This is a genomic window from Burkholderia sp. Bp9099, assembly GCF_003857805.1.
GTDB lineage: Bacteria > Pseudomonadota > Gammaproteobacteria > Burkholderiales > Burkholderiaceae > Burkholderia.
The window spans coordinates 67,802-84,521 of sequence record NZ_QTPU01000011.1 but is presented as its reverse complement, the minus strand read 5'-3'; the positions used below and the strand labels follow the sequence as shown (position 1 = coordinate 84,521).

The 16,720-nt window shown below is 69.5% G+C and carries 13 protein-coding genes; 5 read left to right on the top strand and 8 right to left on the bottom strand.

The annotated features are described in order from the left end of the window. Positions 1-132 precede the first annotated feature (132 nt). From DIE17_RS14380 to DIE17_RS14360, 5 genes are all read right to left on the bottom strand, one after another. Positions 133-1,038 (bottom strand): NAD-dependent epimerase/dehydratase family protein, encoded by a 906-nt coding sequence (locus tag DIE17_RS14380; protein WP_124666812.1) that lies wholly within the window; start codon positions 1,036-1,038, stop codon positions 133-135. A 78-nt stretch (positions 1,039-1,116) separates the two neighbouring features. Continuing rightward, positions 1,117-1,953, bottom strand: coding sequence for an SDR family NAD(P)-dependent oxidoreductase (locus DIE17_RS14375; RefSeq protein WP_124519382.1), 837 nt, complete (start codon positions 1,951-1,953; stop codon positions 1,117-1,119). Positions 1,954-1,993: 40 nt separating this feature from the next. After that, on the bottom strand, positions 1,994-2,752 hold the full coding sequence (locus DIE17_RS14370; RefSeq protein ID WP_014899307.1) for an SDR family oxidoreductase: 759 nt from the start codon (positions 2,750-2,752) through the stop codon (positions 1,994-1,996). A 40-nt stretch (positions 2,753-2,792) separates the two neighbouring features. Next, entirely contained in the window at positions 2,793-3,650 is an 858-nt protein-coding gene (locus DIE17_RS14365; protein ID WP_124484728.1) for an SDR family NAD(P)-dependent oxidoreductase, read from the bottom strand. Positions 3,651-3,653: 3 nt separating this feature from the next. Further along, positions 3,654-4,070, bottom strand: coding sequence for a nuclear transport factor 2 family protein (locus DIE17_RS14360; RefSeq protein ID WP_124570846.1), 417 nt, complete (start codon positions 4,068-4,070; stop codon positions 3,654-3,656). A 459-nt stretch (positions 4,071-4,529) separates the two neighbouring features. On the opposite strand from DIE17_RS14360, the gene DIE17_RS14355 reads away from it, so the two are divergent. Both DIE17_RS14355 and DIE17_RS14350 read left to right on the top strand, forming a co-directional pair. Further along, positions 4,530-4,739, top strand: coding sequence for a hypothetical protein (locus tag DIE17_RS14355; RefSeq protein WP_124484730.1), 210 nt, complete (start codon positions 4,530-4,532; stop codon positions 4,737-4,739). Positions 4,740-5,041: 302 nt separating this feature from the next. Continuing rightward, positions 5,042-6,538: an FAD-dependent oxidoreductase gene (locus DIE17_RS14350; RefSeq protein WP_124666813.1), complete on the top strand. Its 1,497-nt coding sequence runs from the start codon at positions 5,042-5,044 to the stop codon at positions 6,536-6,538. Positions 6,539-6,654: 116 nt separating this feature from the next. Here DIE17_RS14350 and DIE17_RS14345 read toward each other — a convergent pair whose 3' ends face one another. Further along, the gene (locus tag DIE17_RS14345) at positions 6,655-8,319 is read right to left on the bottom strand and encodes an acid phosphatase (protein ID WP_124666814.1); all 1,665 of its coding nucleotides are present in this window, start codon (positions 8,317-8,319) and stop codon (positions 6,655-6,657) included. 417 nt (positions 8,320-8,736) lie between these two features. Between DIE17_RS14345 and ftsH the strand changes: the two genes are divergently transcribed. Beyond that, positions 8,737-10,704: an ATP-dependent zinc metalloprotease FtsH gene (gene ftsH / locus DIE17_RS14340; RefSeq protein ID WP_124484733.1), complete on the top strand. Its 1,968-nt coding sequence runs from the start codon at positions 8,737-8,739 to the stop codon at positions 10,702-10,704. A gap of 124 nt (positions 10,705-10,828) precedes the next feature. Continuing rightward, positions 10,829-11,296, top strand: a complete 468-nt coding sequence (locus DIE17_RS14335; RefSeq protein WP_044844593.1) for an OsmC family protein — start codon at positions 10,829-10,831, stop codon at positions 11,294-11,296. A 21-nt stretch (positions 11,297-11,317) separates the two neighbouring features. Here DIE17_RS14335 and otsA read toward each other — a convergent pair whose 3' ends face one another. Beyond that, complete coding sequence (gene otsA / locus DIE17_RS14330; RefSeq protein ID WP_044844592.1) at positions 11,318-12,724, bottom strand: alpha,alpha-trehalose-phosphate synthase (UDP-forming); 1,407 nt, start codon at positions 12,722-12,724, stop codon at positions 11,318-11,320. Positions 12,725-13,194: 470 nt separating this feature from the next. Next, on the bottom strand, positions 13,195-15,273 hold the full coding sequence (locus DIE17_RS14325; RefSeq protein ID WP_260439241.1) for a TonB-dependent receptor: 2,079 nt from the start codon (positions 15,271-15,273) through the stop codon (positions 13,195-13,197). A 411-nt stretch (positions 15,274-15,684) separates the two neighbouring features. Between DIE17_RS14325 and adhP the strand changes: the two genes are divergently transcribed. Then, positions 15,685-16,713, top strand: coding sequence for an alcohol dehydrogenase AdhP (adhP, locus tag DIE17_RS14320; RefSeq protein WP_124666815.1), 1,029 nt, complete (start codon positions 15,685-15,687; stop codon positions 16,711-16,713). The last annotated feature ends 7 nt before the right edge of the window (positions 16,714-16,720 follow it).

The following is a 16,720-nucleotide window of genomic DNA, read 5'->3' as shown; positions in this document are numbered from 1 at the left end:
AGTCGAAGTCACGCGGTAACGACGTAACGCCGTTGCGGCACGAACGTCCCGCCGCCGGCATGCATCGCCGGTGGCGGGACGTTTTCGTTTCTGCTTCGTTTCAGCGTCGCGCGTGCAACGCCGACCGTGCGCTTACGCGCCGCACTGCGCGACCACTTCGTTCACCGCGCGCTGCACGTCGCCGCGCCGGTAGCGCAGCAGCGCGATATCGGCCGGGTCCGGCTCGTACGCCACGACGTTGCCGCGCCCCGTATAGATCGCGATGTCCGGCAGCAGCGGATGCTCCTGGTCGAGCGACGGCACCGGCTGCGGATTGCCGGCCGCGCGAAAGAACGCCGCGAAGTAGTCGGCGAAGCTCAGGTTCTCGTCGCCGACGAGATAGGCCTTGCCGGATTCGCCGCGCTGCAGCGCGCCCCAGATCGCTTCGGACAGCGATTGCGTCGAGATGAAGTTGCTGCCGCCGGCCGGCCCGTACACCGGCAGCCCCGCGAGTTTGCCCTGCGCGTAGCCCGTGTACGCGGCGAACATCTCGTTGCGCAGCCCCGGCACCGAGCCGACCACGAACGGCGCATTCACGCTGCACACCGCGAACGACGGCGACGCGAGCGCGCGCACGCGTTCGTCGGCGAGATGGCGCGAGCGCACGTACGGCACCGTGTCGACGAGCGCCGGCGCGACCTGCGGATAAAAGCTGCCGACCAGCACCGCGCGCTTTACGCCCGCGTCGCGCGCGAGCGCGAAGAAGCGCGGCACCGCGTCGACGTTCGCGCGTTCCCAGTGCGCGGCTTCGTCGGTGCCGGGCGGCAGGTGGCGAATGTCGTTGCCGGCCGCGAACACGACCGCGTCGAATGGCGCGAGATCGTCGCGCGTGAAGTTGCCGGCCACATAGTCGCGCAGCAGCACGTCGAATTGCGCGAGCGCGCTGCCCCGCGCGGGCGGCTTGCGCGCGGCGAGCGTCACGTCGTTGCCTTGCGCGCGCAGATGCAATGCGGCGTGGCCGCCGATGAGGCCGGTGCCGCCGATGATCAGGATTTTCATGGTGTCTCCGGTGGCGGCGCCGCTGCGCCGCTTGAATTGAACCGATGATTGAACGGACGAATCCGTGCGGAACGTCGCTCAGAAATTGAAGCCGTTGCCGGTGACGACCGGCATGTTGGTCCAGAATCCGTTCGGATCGCGATACCAGCCGGCCGCCGCGAGTGCGCCGCCGTCGACGTGAAGCGTCGTGCCGGTGACCCATGCGGCGAGCGGGCTCGCGAGGAACAGCGCGGCGCCCGCGATGTCGCCGGCCGCACCGAAGCGCCCGAGCGGAATCCAGCGCGGGACGTGCGCGCGATGCTCGGGCGCGACCATCGCGCTGACCGGCACCTGCGGCGTCTCGGTGGTCTCCGGCGCGATCTGGTTCACGCGGATGCCGGCCGGCCCGAGTTCGAGCGCGAGGCTTTTCGTGAAGCCGGTCAGCGCGGCCTTGAACGACGCGTACACGGTGCAGTTCGGGATCGCGCGAAAGCCCTCGATCGACGACACGCCGACGATGCTGCTGCCCGCGCCGCGCTTGCGCAGCAACGGCAGCATCGCGCGCGTGACGACGAACACCTGGCGCAGGTTCACGTCGAACAGCCGCGCGATGTCGTCGTCGGTATGGTCGTCGAACGGTTTCGCGATCTGCAGGAAATCGCCGACGTTGTTGACGAGCACGTCGAGCCCGCCGAAGCGGGCGTCGATCGTCCGCGCGAACGCGTTGACCTCGTCGCGGCGTGTGACGTCGACGGTGCCGACCAGCGCGTCGACGCCCGCGGCTTCGAGTGCCTGACGCACGTCCTGCGCGCGGGCGGGATCGACCTCGGCCACCACGACCCGCGCGCCCGCCGCGCCGAACGCTTGCGCGCACGCGCGGCCGATGCCCGCGCCGCCGCCGGTGACCAGCACGGTCTTGCCGGAAAAGGAAATCATCGGAACGCTACTCCTTCGAACGGAAAAGCCACGCGCCGCATCACAGCGACGCAACCAGTTGCGCGTTGTCGATCCGCAGCTCCGCGCCGTTCACGAAGCGCGATTCGTCGGATGCGAGGAACAGCACGAGATTCGCGACGTCCTGCGGATCGCACATGCGTGCCATCGGATCGTTGCCGATGCCGAGCTCGGCCGGATCGAGGCCTGGCATCAGCGCCTGCGTCATCGGTGTCCAGATGCCGTCCGGATGGATCGAGTTGCAGCGGATCCGGTAGCCGCTGCGCTTGCAGTGCACGGCGACGCTGCGCGCGAGCGCCGTTACCGCGCCTTTCGAGCCGGTGTACGCGCACATCATCGGCAGGCCGCCGAGCGCGGCGACCGACGACATCATCACGATCGAGCCCGGCGTGTCGTTGTGCTTCATCGCGCCGATCGCGTACTTGCAGCCGAGGAAATAGCCGTCCGCGTTGACGCGCAGTACGCGTCGCCAGGTGTCGAGGCTCGTGTCCTCGATCGATCCGACCGGGCAGATCGCCGCGTTGTTGACGAGCACGTCGAGGCGGCCGAAGCGCTCGAGCGTCGACGCGATCGCGTGCCGCCAGCCGTCTTCGTCGGCGATGTCCTGATGGACGAACAGCGCGGTGTCGCCGATCTCGCGCGCGAGTGCGCGGCCCGCATCCTCGTCGATGTCGGTGAGCACCACGCGCGCGCCTTCGGCGGCGAGCAGCAGCGCATCCGCGCGGCCGACCCCGCTCGCCGCGCCGGTGATCAGCGCGACCTTGTTTGCGACTCGATTCATGTCCGGTCGATTTCCTGTGACGTTGAAAGAAGGCGGGCGCTCATGCGGCGCCCGGCGCACGGCCGGCCCTGACCGCATCGAGCGCGGCCGCGCCGTAGATCTGCGCGATGGTGGCGTCGACGCGCGGGTTGGCGCGCAGCTCGTGGCCGCCGTCGACCGCGAAGCTCTGGCCGGTGACCCAGCCCGACTCGGGGCCGGCGAGATAGCGCACCGCGTGCGCGATCGCTTCCGGCTCGCCGAGTGAGCCGAGCGGAATCTGGTCGAGGAAGCTGTCGACGAGCGCCCGGTTGTCGAACATCGGCGCGGTGGCCTCCGAGCGCGTGAGGCCCGGTCGCACCGCGTTCACGCGGATCCTCGCGCCGGCCAGTTCCTCGGCGGCCCCGCGCACCAGCGCTTCTAGCGCGGCCTTCGCGGTGCAGTACGCGGTCAGCCAGCGGAAATTGATCTGCGCGGCCGTCGACGAGATGCAGACGATCGTGCCGCCGCCGCTGTCGGCGAGCCGCGGCGCGGCGTGGCGGATCGCGGCGAACGCGCTGTTCAGGTTCAGCTCGATTTCTGCCCGGAAGCTGTCGGCGTCGTGCATCAGCAGCGGCCGGAACCCGGCACCGCCGACGGTCGGCACCACGATGTCGAGCCGGCCGTCGAGCGCCCACGCGGTATCCAGCGCCGCCTGCAGGTCGCCGTCGTCGCACGCGTCGCCGGCATGGATCGCGACGCGGCTGCCGGGCAGCGTGTCGGTCAGGTGCCGCTGCGTGCGTTCGAGTGCATCGCGGCGGCGGCCCATCAGCACGACGGCCGCGCCATCGGCGGCAAGCGCGTGCGCGCAGGCCGCGCCGATGCCGCCGGCGCCGCCCGTGACGAGCGCGGTGCGGCCGGCGAGGGGAAGGGATGCGCGCATCGTTCAGCCCTCCAGCGGCAGGTCTTGCGACCAGTCGACGTGCAGCGTGCGCGCGGCGAAGCGCCACGTGCCGCCGTCGAACACGCAGCGGTCGCGATAGCGCAGCCCCCAGTCGAGCTTGCGCTTCACGCCGTCGCGCACGTACACGTGGCACGCGAGGCAGTAGGTCTCGACGTCGGCCTCACCGCCGTCGAGCGTGGCGAGCTGGTTGTGCACGTGATGCTGGGTGGTTTCGTAGCGCTCGATCACGCGCATGCCGGCGACGATCGCATCGCGGTCGTCGAAACGGAAACCGGGGCCGTCGAGCTGGGCGTCGGCGGTGAAGAGGGTGGCGAGGCGCGGCCAGTCGCGCCGGTCGACGGCCTGCGCGTAACGGCACGCGAGTTCGTACAGCGCGTGGCGGGGATTCGAATCGGTCATGCGGTACTCCCGTGAATGAACGGAAAGACTCGGCCGCGCCGCGAGCGCTGACGCGACGGCATTGCGACGTCGACCCGCAGGTTCGCATCCGGCCGCGCGATCCTCATCATCCATACGGAGCAGGGGCACGATCAGGGAAAACACCGGCGCGACGGCCGCCCATCGTCCGATGGTGCGATGCAGCGGCGAACGCGTGGCATGCGCACGAAGATCACGCGCCCCGTCACGACGGGCTGCGGTACGCGGTTTTCCGATCGCGACGCCGCTGCCACCGCTCGGCGATGCTGCGGCGCCGCACGTCGCGTCAGGGCCGCTTCGCGTTTGCCCCTAGTCGAAATGGACGATGGCCGGCGGGCCGGCGCTGGCTACCGTGCAGTCATCCGGTGCGGTTGCCTGTTTGCCCGAGGCCAGTGCGCCGGACACGAACCGCGATAGCGGCCAACCGGAGGGGACACGATCATGAGACTGACGACTCGCAAGCTGTGCGTATTGGCGACGGGCGCGTTCGCGGCGATGGTGATGGCGCGATATGGCGCCGATCAGGTCCCGGCGCCGCCGTATGCGGCCGGCATCCTGCAATGCCGCTCGCTCGATGCGAACGGCCTGCCGACCGGTTGCGTGCCGATCGATCCTTCGCGCTTCGGTTTCGCCGCACTGCGCGGCATGTGACGACGGCGCGGCCGCGTGCCGCGCCGACTCGATGTCACGTTGACGCCGTCACGATGCGACGGCGACCGGGTGGACGGCGTTCGCTCAGCGCAGTGTCGCGGCGCGGCGCGCTCGCGGCAGTTCGTCCGGCGTGTGCATGCCCCCGGCTTGGCTCGCCGCTGCCGCTCGATTTCCCCGTCGACGACGCGGCGTTCGCGTGCCTGCGATCGCTCGCATCGACGACGCGCCGGCCTGCCGGGCCGGCCGCGCAGCGCCCCGACCACCGCCTTTCACCGAATCCCTTCACGCAGACCCTTGCCTCCATGTCATCCGAATATTCCCTCGCTCGCCCCCTGAATATCCGCGACGTCCATCGCTGGGACGCCGAACACGACGTCGTGATCGTCGGCTTCGGCGCGGCCGGCGCGTGCGCGGCGATCGAAGCCGCGAGCGCCGGCGCCGACACGCTGATCGTCGAGCGCGCGTCGAGCTACGGCGGCACGAGCGCGCTGTCCGGCGGCGAGATCTACCTCGGCGGCAGCGGCGGCACGCCCGCGCAGCGGCAGGCCGGCTTCAGCGACGACACCGAGGACCTGTACCGCTACCTGATGCTCGCGGGCGGCCGCGACGCCGACGAGGCGAAGGTGCGCCTCTATGCGAACGAGAGCCTCGCGCATCACGACTGGCTGGTCGCGCAGGGCGTCACGTACAAGAACACGTTCATCGCCGAGCGGATCGTCGAGCCGGAAACCGACGACTGCCTGATCTGGTCGGGCAGCGAGGAGGCCTGGCCGTTCAGCGAGAGCGCGAAGCCTTGCCCGCGCGGCCACACGCCGCAATGGCCGGGCTGGGGCGGCGGGCAGATGCTGATGCGCGTGCTGGCCGAGCGCGTGCAGGCGCTCGGCGTGTCGACGCGCTACGACACGCGCGCACAGGCGCTGATCGTCGACGATGCCGGCGCGGTGCGCGGCGTCGTGCTGCGCGCGTACGGCGAGACGGCGTTCGTGCGGGCGCGCCGCGCGGTGATCCTGTGCGCGGGCGGCTTCGCGATGAACCGCGACATGGTGCGCCGGCATGCGCCGCAGTTCCTGCGCTCGGCCGAACCGATCGGCAGCCCCGGAGACGACGGCTCGGGCATCCTGCTCGGCCAGAGCGCGGGCGGCGCCGCGATCCACATGGACCAGGGTTTCGTCAGCCTGCCGTTCTACGCGCCCGAATCGCTGATCCGCGGGATCTTCGTGAACGCGCGCGGGCAGCGTTTCATCAACGAGGACGGCTATCACGGCCGCACGGGCCACCACGCGTTCCACCAGGCCGACGACCGGATCTACCTGCTGGTCGACCAGGCGACCTACCAGGAGCCGCCGGACATCGCGCGGATCGGCATCGCGGCGGCCGGCGAGACCTGGGACGAAGTCGAGCGCGACCTGCAGATGCCGGCCGGCACGCTGACGGCGACCGTCGACGTCTACAACCGTCACGCGGCCGAAGGCGTCGATCCGCTGTTCCACAAGGCGAAGAAGTGGCTGAAGCCGCTGATCGAGCCGCCGTTCGTCGCGCTCGATTGCCGGATCGATTACGCGTTCTACCCGCATTTCACGCTGGGCGGGCTCGATACGCTGCCGACCGGGCAGGTGCTCGACGCGGCGCGCACACCGGTGGCGGGCCTCTATGCGGCCGGCCGCACGACCTGCGGGCTGCCGCGCTGGGGCGCCGGGTACAGCTCGGGATTGTCGCTGGCCGATGCGACGTTCTTCGGCCGGCAGGCAGGTCGTCATGCCGCAAGTGCGGCGAGCGACGCGTTGCACGGCGTCGCGTAGCGTCGCCTGCGTGGAGCACGGATCGCGGATCGCAGAACGCACACGGCAAAACACGACGCCCCGGGCAACCGCGTTGCACCGGGGCGTCGTCGTTTCGGCGAGGCGTCAGTCGTTCGTCAGCCGAGATCGAGCGCGTTCGTCAGGTCGCCCGGCGGCGTCGCGCCGCGCGCCGCGAACGCCTTGTCGCGCGCGGCGACGCCGTCGAGCGGCGCGAGCCCGTGCACGCGGCTGATGAAGCGCAGGATCGAGTTCGTGTCGTACATCGTGTGGTCGACGTAACCCTTCTTCGCGAACGGAGAGATCACGAGCGCCGGAATCCGCGAGCCGGGGCCCCAGCGATCGCCGACCGGCGGCGCGACGTGATCCCACCAGCCGCCGTTCTCGTCGTGCGTCATCACGATCACCGTGTTCGCCCACTGCGGGCCGCGCCGGATGCGTTCGATCACGTGCGCGATGTGGCGATCGCCGGATTCGACGTCCGCATAACCCGCGTGCATGTTCAGGTTGCCCTGCGGCTTGTAGAACGCGACGGCCGGCAGGCGGCCTGCGTCGATGTCGGCGATGAAATGATTGGTCGACGGCTCGTCGCCGAGGCCCGCATCGCGCAGGTGCTTGCGGCGCGCGTCGGTGCCCGGCGCGTAGTTCACGAAGTAGTTGAACGGCTGGTGGTGGTACTGGAAATCCGGCACCATGCCGGTGTCGCGGTGCTCGAGCGCGTACTGCCACGCGCCGCTGTACCACGCCCAGTCGACGTTCTTCTCCGACAGGCGGTCGCCGATCGTCGCATGGCCTTGCGGCGGGATCACGCGATGATCGGACGGATCCGCATACGCGGCGTTGCCCGGATCGGCCGGCGGCACGTAGCTCGGCTGATACGGCGGCGCCATCGTGTTGACGCCGTAGCCATCGGGCGTCAGCGGGCCGTCGACCGCGAACTTCGGCGGGCCGTCGAGCGCGGACGCGGGCGAATCGGCGGCGAGCGTCAGGCGCGTGCCGGCCTGATCGTCGCCGTCGACCTTCGACAGCAGCTTCGCCGCATGCGGATGCTTGTGCGCATCCGGATACATCGGCGGCTGCGCGGAAATCAGGAACATGTGGTTCAGCCACGACCCGCCGAAGGCCGCCATGAAGAAGTTGTCGCACAGCGTGTATTGCCGTGCGAGGTTCCACAGCCGCAGCGTGTCGGCGGAATTGCGGTAATGGCCCATCACGAGGCCGCCGGAATCGGCCCACGCGACGAACTGGTCGTTGCGGCCCGCGGCGATCTGCATCTGGTTCTGGTAGAAGCGGTGCCACAGGTCGCGCGTGATCACGCCGTTCGGCAGCGGCTTGCCCTGCGCGTCTGCGATCCGGAACGGCGCGTTCGGCAGCTTGTCGATGTCGCGCTCGGCGATCGCGTAGCGCTGGCCGCCGACTTCCTGCGCCTGCGGCACGAGCCCGCCCCAGATCTTCGGCAGCACCGGCAGCGGCGTCTTGCCGTCGCGATCGAGCTGCCGCGCGTGCTCGGGTTTCACCTCGCTCAGCGGATATTGCACGCCCGGGAAATCGCCGTACAGGTTCGCGAAGCTGCGGTTCTCCGCATAGATCACGACGATGTGGCGCACCTGCCGGCGCAGCGCGTCGTCGAGCCGCAGGTCGGCGGCCGAGCGCGGCGCGCTGCCCGGCGTGGTCTCGCAGCCGCCGAGCGCGACGCCCGCGCCGAGCGCGGCGAGGCCGCCGAGCATGCGGCGGCGGTCGGGATCGGCGGGAAGGTCGTCGGGGCGATCGGGGGTGTCGTTCACGTCGTGTGCTCCTCGGATGGGCGGTTGTCGTTCGATGCGCGGCAGCGTCGCACAGCCTGCCGCGACGCGCGGCGGGACGCAACGGCCGGCGTCGCGCCCGGGCGCGGGCGACGCCGGCTGTCACTAAAATGTCACGAACGCGACTATAACGCGGCCGGCGGCGTCGATGAAAGGCGTTTGTCGGACAATGCGCGACGTCCGCGCGCGAACTAGACTTGAATCACGGGCGGCGCGTTGCGGCGCGCTGCCCGCGCGAACGGCGCCCGGCGGCGCCGTCGCGGTGTCATTCATGCGACGAAACGAGGCGACGATGGCGCGGATCCATTCCGTTTGCGCGTGGCCGGCGATGCCGCGCGCCGACCGGGCGCGCGTGCACGCGTAAGCGCGCGCGTCGACGCGCGCGGCCGGCCCGATGCCATGGACAGGAAATTCGATTACGCAGGATTGCTGATCGCGGCGGGCTTCTTCGTGCTGTTCGCCGCGCAGTTGCTGATGCTGCGTCCGGCGTCGACGATGATCGCGTACAGCGACTTCCACCGGCTCGTTGCCGCGCGGCTCGTCGACGATCTCGAGATCGGACCGGCGACGATCACGGGCACGCTGACGATGCCGCAGGCCGGCACGCTGCTGCCGGCGTCCGAAGTCGCGGCCGTGAAGTCGGACGGCACGCCGCCGCGCTTCAGCACCAACCGCGTGACCGACCCGCAGCTGATCGACACGCTGACCGCCGCCGGTATCCGGTTTCACGGCGCGTCCGACACCGGCTGGATCGCGTCGCTCGCGTCGTGGCTGGTGCCGCTCGTCGCGTTCGTGTTCATCTGGAACCTGATGCTGCGCAAGCGCGGCGGGCTGCAGGATTTCACCGGGATGGGCAAGAGCCGCGCACGCGTGTACGTGCAGCAGGAAACCGGCATCACGTTCGACGACATCGCGGGCATCGACGAGGCGAAGGCCGAGCTGCAGCAGCTCGTCGCGTTCCTGCGCAACCCCGATCGCTACCAGCGGCTCGGCGGCAAGATCCCGAAGGGCGTGCTCGTCGTCGGCGCGCCCGGCACCGGCAAGACGCTGCTCGCGCGCGCGGTGGCCGGCGAGGCGGCCGTGCCGTTCTTCTCGATCAGCGGCTCGGCGTTCGTCGAGATGTTCGTCGGTGTTGGCGCCGCGCGCGTGCGCGACCTGTTCGAGCAGGCGCAGCAGAAGGCGCCGTGCATCGTGTTCGTCGACGAGCTCGACGCGCTCGGCAAGGTGCGCGGCGTCGGTCCGATGTCGGGCAACGACGAGCGCGAGCAGACGCTCAACCAGCTGCTCGTCGAGATGGACGGCTTCCAGGCCGGCTCCGGCGTGATCATCATGGCCGCGACCAACCGGCCGGAGATTCTCGATCCCGCGCTGCTGCGCCCGGGCCGCTTCGACCGTCACATCGCGATCGACCGGCCCGACGTGAACGGCCGCCGCCAGATTCTCGGCGTGCACGTGAAGCGCGTGAAGCTCGCGGCCGAGGTCGATCTCGGCGAACTCGCGTCGCGCACGCCGGGCTTCGTCGGCGCCGATCTCGCGAACGTCGTCAACGAAGCCGCGCTGCATGCGGCGGAACTCGGCAAGCCGGCGATCGGGATGGACGACTTCGACGAGGCGATCGACCGCGCGCTGACGGGCCTCGAGCGCAAGAGCCGCGTGATGAACGCGCAGGAGAAGCTGACGATCGCCTATCACGAAGCCGGCCATGCGCTCGTCGCGGAAAGCCGCGCGCATTGCGATCCGGTGAAGAAGGTGTCGATCATTCCGCGCGGCGTGGCCGCGCTCGGCTACACGCAACAGGTGCCGACGGAGGATCGCTACGTCCTGCGCCGCAGCGAGCTGCTCGATCGGATCGATGCACTGCTCGGCGGGCGCGTCGCGGAAGAACTCGTGTTCGGCGACGTGTCGACGGGCGCGCAGAACGACCTCGAACGCGCGACCGCGATGGCGCGCCACATGGTCATGCAATACGGGATGAGCGAGAAGATCGGGCTCGTCAGCGTCGACGACGGCGAAACGCGCACCGGCATCCCGGGCGCATGGCATGCGGGCGAGGGCCGCTGCAGCGAGCACACCGCACGGATGATCGACGACGAGGTGCATACGCTGTTGACCGACGCGCATGCGCGCGTCGCGGCAACGCTCGGCGAACGCCGCGATGCGCTGGAGCGCATCGCGCGACGGCTGCTCGAGCGCGAAGTGCTCGAACGCGACGCGTTGCAGGCGCTGATCGACGGGCGCGAGGCGCCGGTCGCCGAATCTTCCCTGACCGATCGCGGGCCATGCACGAGCGCGAATGCGCCGGAGCAAGCGTCGGCGATCGAGCGCGATTTCGTCGCATACGGGCCGCCGCGCGAACCCGAACGCTGAAGCGCGGACCGCTCGCGCAGCCGGCGGGCGGCCATGATCGCGCCGCGCCTTCGCTGCAATTCGCACTTGCCGGCACGCCGTTGCGCCGGCGTTCTCTTTCCCTTTTTCGAGTCACGGAGTCGCCATGAGCGAGGCACACGTATCGGTGGATGTCGCGCAGCATGCGCGTTTCAGTTTCGAAGTCACGTTTGCCGGCACCGAGCTTTCGCCGGTGCTCACCGACGAGCCGCCGCCGCTCGGTGCCGGCCGCGGCCCGAATCCGGTCCGGCTGCTGGCCGCGGCGGTCGCGAGCTGCCTCGCGGCGAGCCTGTTGTTCGCGCTCGAGAAACAGCGCGTCGATCCGCAGCCGGTCACCGCGCATATTGACGTCGACATGGTGCAGAACGACGCGGGCAGGGTGCGCGTCGGCGCGATGGCCGTGACGCTGTCGGTCGGCAAGGCATGGGCCGATCTCGCGGCGGCGACGCGCATGCTCGACCGGTTCGATGCGTATTGCGTGGTGACCGAGAGCATGCGCGAAGGCATTCCGATCGCGGTGGCGGTGCAGGACGTGAACGGTGCGGTGCTCGACCGCGAGACGACCGGCGTGTAAGCGAGCGACAGGACCCGGGCGTCAGGACACGGTCGCGGCGGCGACTTCCGCCGCCTCGGCGAGCGCCTCGAGAAAGCGCGTGCGCCACCAGTGCACGTCGGTCTTGCGCACGATCGCCATCAGCGCGTCGTGACGCTGGCGGCGTTCGTCGAGCGGCATCGTGAGCGCGCGCTGGATCGCCTGCGCGGTGCCCTGCGTGTCGTACGGATTGACGAGCAGCGCAGGCTTCAGCTGCTCGGCCGCGCCCGCGAAACGCGACAGCACGAGCACGCCCGGGTCGGCCTCGTCCTGCGCGGCGAGAAACTCCTTCGCGACCAGGTTCATCCCGTCGCGCAGCGGCGTGACGAGCGCGACGCGGCTCGCGCGGTAGAGGCCCGGCAAGCGCTTGCGCGCGACCGTGCGGTGGATGTAGCGCATCGGCATCCACTCGAGTTCGCCGTAATCGCCGTTGATCGCGCCGCACAGGCTGTCCATCTCGCGCCGCAGGTCGTCGTACGCACCGAGATCCTCGCGGCTCGGCGCGGCGATCTGGATCAGCGTCGCGCGGTCGCGGTTCTCCGGATACTGTTCGAGCAGCTGACGGAACGCGTGCACGCGCTGCGGCAGCCCCTTCGTATAGTCGAGCCGGTCGACGCCGACGAGCAGCTGGCGGCGCGAATACTCGTCGCGCATCCGCTCGAACATGTCGATGCCGTCGCGATTCTCCGCGAGCGCCGTGAACTCGTCGACGTTGATGCCGATCGGGAACGCACCGGCCGACAGCGTGCGGCCGAACGCGCGCAGGCGGCCGTCCGGCAGCCGCGCGGCGCCGGCTTCCGCCTCGACGTAGTGCTCGAAGTGAAGCAGGTCCGATTCGGTCTGGAAGCCGACGAGATCGTAGGCGAACAGCGAGCGCATCAGCCACTCGTGCTCCGGGATCGCGGCCATGATCGGCGGCGGCGGCATCGGAATGTGCAGGAAGAAACCGATCGGGTTCGTGCAGCCCGTCGCGCGCAGCTCGGCGGCGAGCGGAATCAGCTGATAGTCGTGGACCCAGACGATATCGTCGGGGCGCAGCAGCGTGCTCAGCTTGCGCGCGAACAGCTGGTTCACGCGCCGGTATCCGTCCGCAAAGCGGCGGTCGAACTGTGCGAGATCGAGGCGGTAGTGGAACACTGGCCACAGCACGTTGTTCGAGTAGCCGAGGTAGTACGCGTCGTAATCCTGCGGATCGAGATCGATCGTCGCGAGCTGGATGCCGCCGACGTTCTGGATCTGCACGTCTTCGCCGTGCGCGGGATGGTCGCCGTCGCCGCGCAGCCTGCCGCTCCACCCGAACCAGACGCCGCCCGATTCCTGCAGGCTGTCTTTCACGGCCACGGCAAGCCCGCCTGCCGCGGCCTTACGGGGATCTGCAATACGATTGGATACGACGACGAGTCGGCTCACCAGCTCTCCTGCGAATGGTTGGGGAAGGTTCGTGCGGCCAGGGCGTGAGGCGGACGCCGCCATCGACGCGTGGCGCGATGGGGCCGCGATACGAGCGGACGGGAATCAGGGCGCGCGATTCGCCGTCCGAACGTGGAGTGCTTTTTTTAGGATACTCGTCATTCGGCTGATTTAAAAGTGCATGACCGGGATCAATGATCCTGGCTATCGGTGCGATGCAGTGCGATGCGCGGCGTTCCGCGCGTTCGACCGGCAGGACCGGAAATTGCACGGCACTGCAGCGGCCGTGTGCGCAACGGAAGGTGGAGGGCCGGAGAAGGGAGAGCGAAGGCGAGGGCGATCGATCGTGTTCGGTCACGCCGGCGCGGTCGATCGCGACGGTTTCGATCGACGCAGGCGGGCTGCGCCGATCGATCATGGCGGGCGTTGGCGCCGCGCGGGACGCGTGGCGCGAACGCACCGGCGCGCGATCAGAACGTCGTGCGCAGGCCGGCCATCACGCTGCGGCCGCCTTCCGGCGCGAAGCCGCGCACGACCGAGGTCGCATAGCGGATCTCCTGGTTCGTCAGGTTGTCGCCGCGCAGGTACGCGAGCCAGTGCGTCGCGCCGACACGGAACTTGTACGTCAGCATCACGCCAAGCGACGTGTAGCCGTCCGTCGGAAAGTCGTTGTCGGGCACACGATGCTGCGACCACGCGTGCGTGACCTGCGCGCGTGCGCCGAACGGGCCGTAGCCGTAGTCGGCCGCGAGCGTCACGCGCAGCGGCGCGATCCGCGGCAGCGGCTGGCCGGTGTCGACGTTGCGCGCATGCGTGTAGTCGGCGGTCAGTTCCAGGTCGACCGTATGGCCGCGCTGCGCGAACGCGCGCCATTTGCCGTCGAGTTCGACGCCATAGAACTCGGCGCGCACGCCGCGATAGATTGCTTCGTTGAGCGTATCACCGGCGCCGGGCGCGACCGGTTCGCCGTCGCCGTTCACGACGCGGCCCGTGTTGTACTCGGTCAGGTAGTTCGAGAAGCGGTTGTAGAACACGCCGACGCTGCCGCGGTTCGGGCCGCTCGCGTAGCGCAGCGACAGGTCGGTCGACACGGCCTTTTCCTTCGACGCGTTCGGGTTGCCGATCAGGAACTGGCCGGTCGCATCGTGCGGGCCGTTCGAGTACAGCTCGTAGAAGGTCGGCGCGCGCTCCGTGTAGGCGACGTTCGCCGCGACCGACCACACGGGCGTCAGCGAGAACAGCGCGCCGGCCGAGACGCTGCCGGCATTGAAGTCGCGCGGCTGCGCGAGCGCGAATTTCTCGACGCCGGCCGGATCGGGATCGACCTTCACGTGCTCGAAGCGCCCGCCGACGCTCAGCTTCAGCGCCGGGACGACCTGCCATTCCTCGAGACCGAACAGCGCGACGCTGTTCGTGCGCGTCGACGGCACGAGCGTTTCGTCGCCGAGCGCCGAGAACGTGTTCTGGCCGAACTGCACGCCGATCGCGCCTTCGAACGGGCCGATCCTGCGATGCCGCGCCTCGATGCGCGCTTCGTAGCCGCGGTTGCGGAAGGTGGTGGCGGTCTCGCCGTTGTCGACTTCCTTGTGGCGATAGTCGGTGTACGCGAAGTCGAACTTCAGCTTCGTGAACGGGCCGCTCAGGTTGCGTATCTCGGACGCGAACGCGAGCCGTTCCTGGCGCATCCGCAGGCGCACGTCGTCCTCGGCGACGGAGCCGTAGTTCGACTCGTAGCCGCTGTACGACAGGCCCGCGAAACCGTCGGCCCACGTGTACGACGCGCCGAGCGCGCCGCCATGCACGCGGCCGTCGCTGTTCGGCACGTTGCCGTACGGTTGCGGCGTATCGGGATCGTCGATCGCGCGTTGCTGGCTGCTGCGTGCGTAGCCGGGAATCCGCAGCTTGCTCGTTTCACGGTCGAACGCGTCGACATGGAACGCGAAGCGGCCGTTGCCGCCTTCGACCTGCGCCGCGCCCGCGCGCACCGAGTTCGCGCCGCCGTAGCGCGCGTCGAGCGCGCCCGTCACGCCTTCGATCGCTTCCCGCGGAATCCGGTTGTCGATCGTGTTGACGACGCCGCCGACCGCGTTGCCGCCGTACAGCAGCGCGGCCGGACCGCGCACGATCTCGACGCGCTCGATCGACAGCGGATCCTGCGGCACCGCGTGGTCGTACGACAGCGACGACGCGTCGTAGGCGGCGACGCCGTTCTGCAGCAGCCGGATCCGGTCGCCGTCCATCCCGCGAATGATCGGGCGGCCGACCATCGGCCCGTAGGTGGTGGTCGACACGCCGGGCAGGCCGTTGAGCGTTTCGCCGAGCGAATCGGCCTGGCGGCGCGTCAGCGCATCGCCGGACAGTTGCGCGGTCGGCGCGATCAGCTCGGTGTCGCCGAGCGGGTTCGCGGTCACGAAGATCGGCGCGAGCGGTGTGGTCCGCGGCGGCGAAGACGGGGGTGGCGTCTCGGCCTGCGCGTGCGCGACGGCGGCGAACAGCATCAGCGAAACGGGCGAGAGCGGGCGAAGCGGTAGACGAGGGAGGTCGCGCATGGTCGGTGAATCGGTTGGTATCGGATCGGAAAGCGAGCCATGCGGGTCAAGGCTGGATACGATATATTGTTGCATTTCCGGCGCGTAATGACCCGGTTGGATTGGACTCGGCGTAGCCCGGCCACCGGGTTGAGAGGGTTTCAGGTGGACGAGATCGCGAAATGATATGTTATATCATTTCAAATTCCAAGCGAAACGGCGGCATGCCGCAGGGTTTCCGACAAGCTGCGGAAACGGCGGCGAAAGCAGAGCCGGGCCGTCAAACCCGCGCCGGCACCGGTGGCCCACGCAACAGGTCTCGCGATGAATCTGTCACCGTCGCGCGCGTTTCCCGCTCCGTTGATACGCATCAAGTCGTTCCGGTTTCGAGCCCGGATACTGGCCCGGTCATCGACCAGACAGGAGCGACGCATGACTCAAACCATGAAGGCGGCGGTGGTCCACGCGTTCGGCGAACCGTTGCGCATCGAGGAGGTGCCGGTCCCGACGCCGGGCCCGGGCCAGATCCTCGTCAACATCAAGGCTTCGGGCGTCTGCCACACCGACCTGCACGCAGCCGACGGCGACTGGCCCGTGAAGCCGACGCTGCCGTTCATTCCGGGCCACGAAGGCGTGGGCGTCGTCGCGGCGGTCGGGGCGGGCGTCACGCACGTGCGCGAGGGCGACCGCGTCGGCGTGCCCTGGCTCTATACGGCATGCGGTCACTGCGAGTACTGCCACACCGGCTGGGAAACCCTTTGCCACGGGCAGCAGAACACCGGCTATTCGGTCAACGGCAGCTATGCGGAATACGTGCTGGCCGACCCCGACTACGTCGGCCATCTGCCCGCGCAGGTCGCGTTCGACGAGATCGCGCCGATCCTGTGCGCGGGCGTGACCGTCTACAAGGGCATCCGCGTCACCGACACGCGTCCGGGCCAGTGGCTCGCGATTTCGGGCATCGGCGGGCTTGGCCACGTGGCCGTGCAGTACGCGCGCGCGATGGGCCTGCACGTCGCGGCGATCGACGTGTCTCCCGCCAAACTCGCACTCGCGCGCGAACTGGGCGCCGAACTGACGATCGATGCGTCGACCGACGATCCGGCGAAGGTGATCCAGAAGGAGATCGGCGGCGCGCATGGCGTGCTGGTGACGGCGGTGTCGCGCAGCGCGTTCGCGCAGGCGCTCGGGATGGTGCGGCGCGGCGGCACGGTGGCGCTCAACGGCTTGCCGCCCGGCGATTTCCCGCTGCCGATCTTCTCGACGGTGCTGAACGGCATCACGGTGCGCGGCTCGATCGTCGGCACGCGGCGCGACCTGCAGGAATCGCTCGACTTCGCGGCGGACGGGCTGGTGCGCGCGCATATCCATCGCGACCGGCTCGGCAACATCAACGACATATTCGCGCGGCTGCGCGAAGGGAAAGTCGACGGTCGCATCGTGCTGACCGACATGCATTGACGCGCAT

Bases quoted from the DNA above. Each gene is read 5' to 3' on its own strand.
- DIE17_RS14370 (WP_014899307.1), bottom strand. From the start codon at position 2,752: ATGAATCGAGTCGCAAACAAGGTCGCGCTGATCACCGGCGCGGCGAGC.
- DIE17_RS14335 (WP_044844593.1), top strand. From the start codon at position 10,829: ATGAGCGAGGCACACGTATCGGTGGATGTCGCGCAGCATGCGCGTTTC.
- ftsH (WP_124484733.1), top strand. From the start codon at position 8,737: ATGGACAGGAAATTCGATTACGCAGGATTGCTGATCGCGGCGGGCTTC.
- DIE17_RS14380 (WP_124666812.1), bottom strand. From the start codon at position 1,038: ATGAAAATCCTGATCATCGGCGGCACCGGCCTCATCGGCGGCCACGCC.
- DIE17_RS14365 (WP_124484728.1), bottom strand. From the start codon at position 3,650: ATGCGCGCATCCCTTCCCCTCGCCGGCCGCACCGCGCTCGTCACGGGC.
- DIE17_RS14350 (WP_124666813.1), top strand. From the start codon at position 5,042: ATGTCATCCGAATATTCCCTCGCTCGCCCCCTGAATATCCGCGACGTC.
- DIE17_RS14325 (WP_260439241.1), bottom strand. From the start codon at position 15,273: ATGCGCGACCTCCCTCGTCTACCGCTTCGCCCGCTCTCGCCCGTTTCG.
- DIE17_RS14375 (WP_124519382.1), bottom strand. From the start codon at position 1,953: ATGATTTCCTTTTCCGGCAAGACCGTGCTGGTCACCGGCGGCGGCGCG.
- adhP (WP_124666815.1), top strand. From the start codon at position 15,685: ATGACTCAAACCATGAAGGCGGCGGTGGTCCACGCGTTCGGCGAACCG.
- DIE17_RS14355 (WP_124484730.1), top strand. From the start codon at position 4,530: ATGAGACTGACGACTCGCAAGCTGTGCGTATTGGCGACGGGCGCGTTC.
- DIE17_RS14360 (WP_124570846.1), bottom strand. From the start codon at position 4,070: ATGACCGATTCGAATCCCCGCCACGCGCTGTACGAACTCGCGTGCCGT.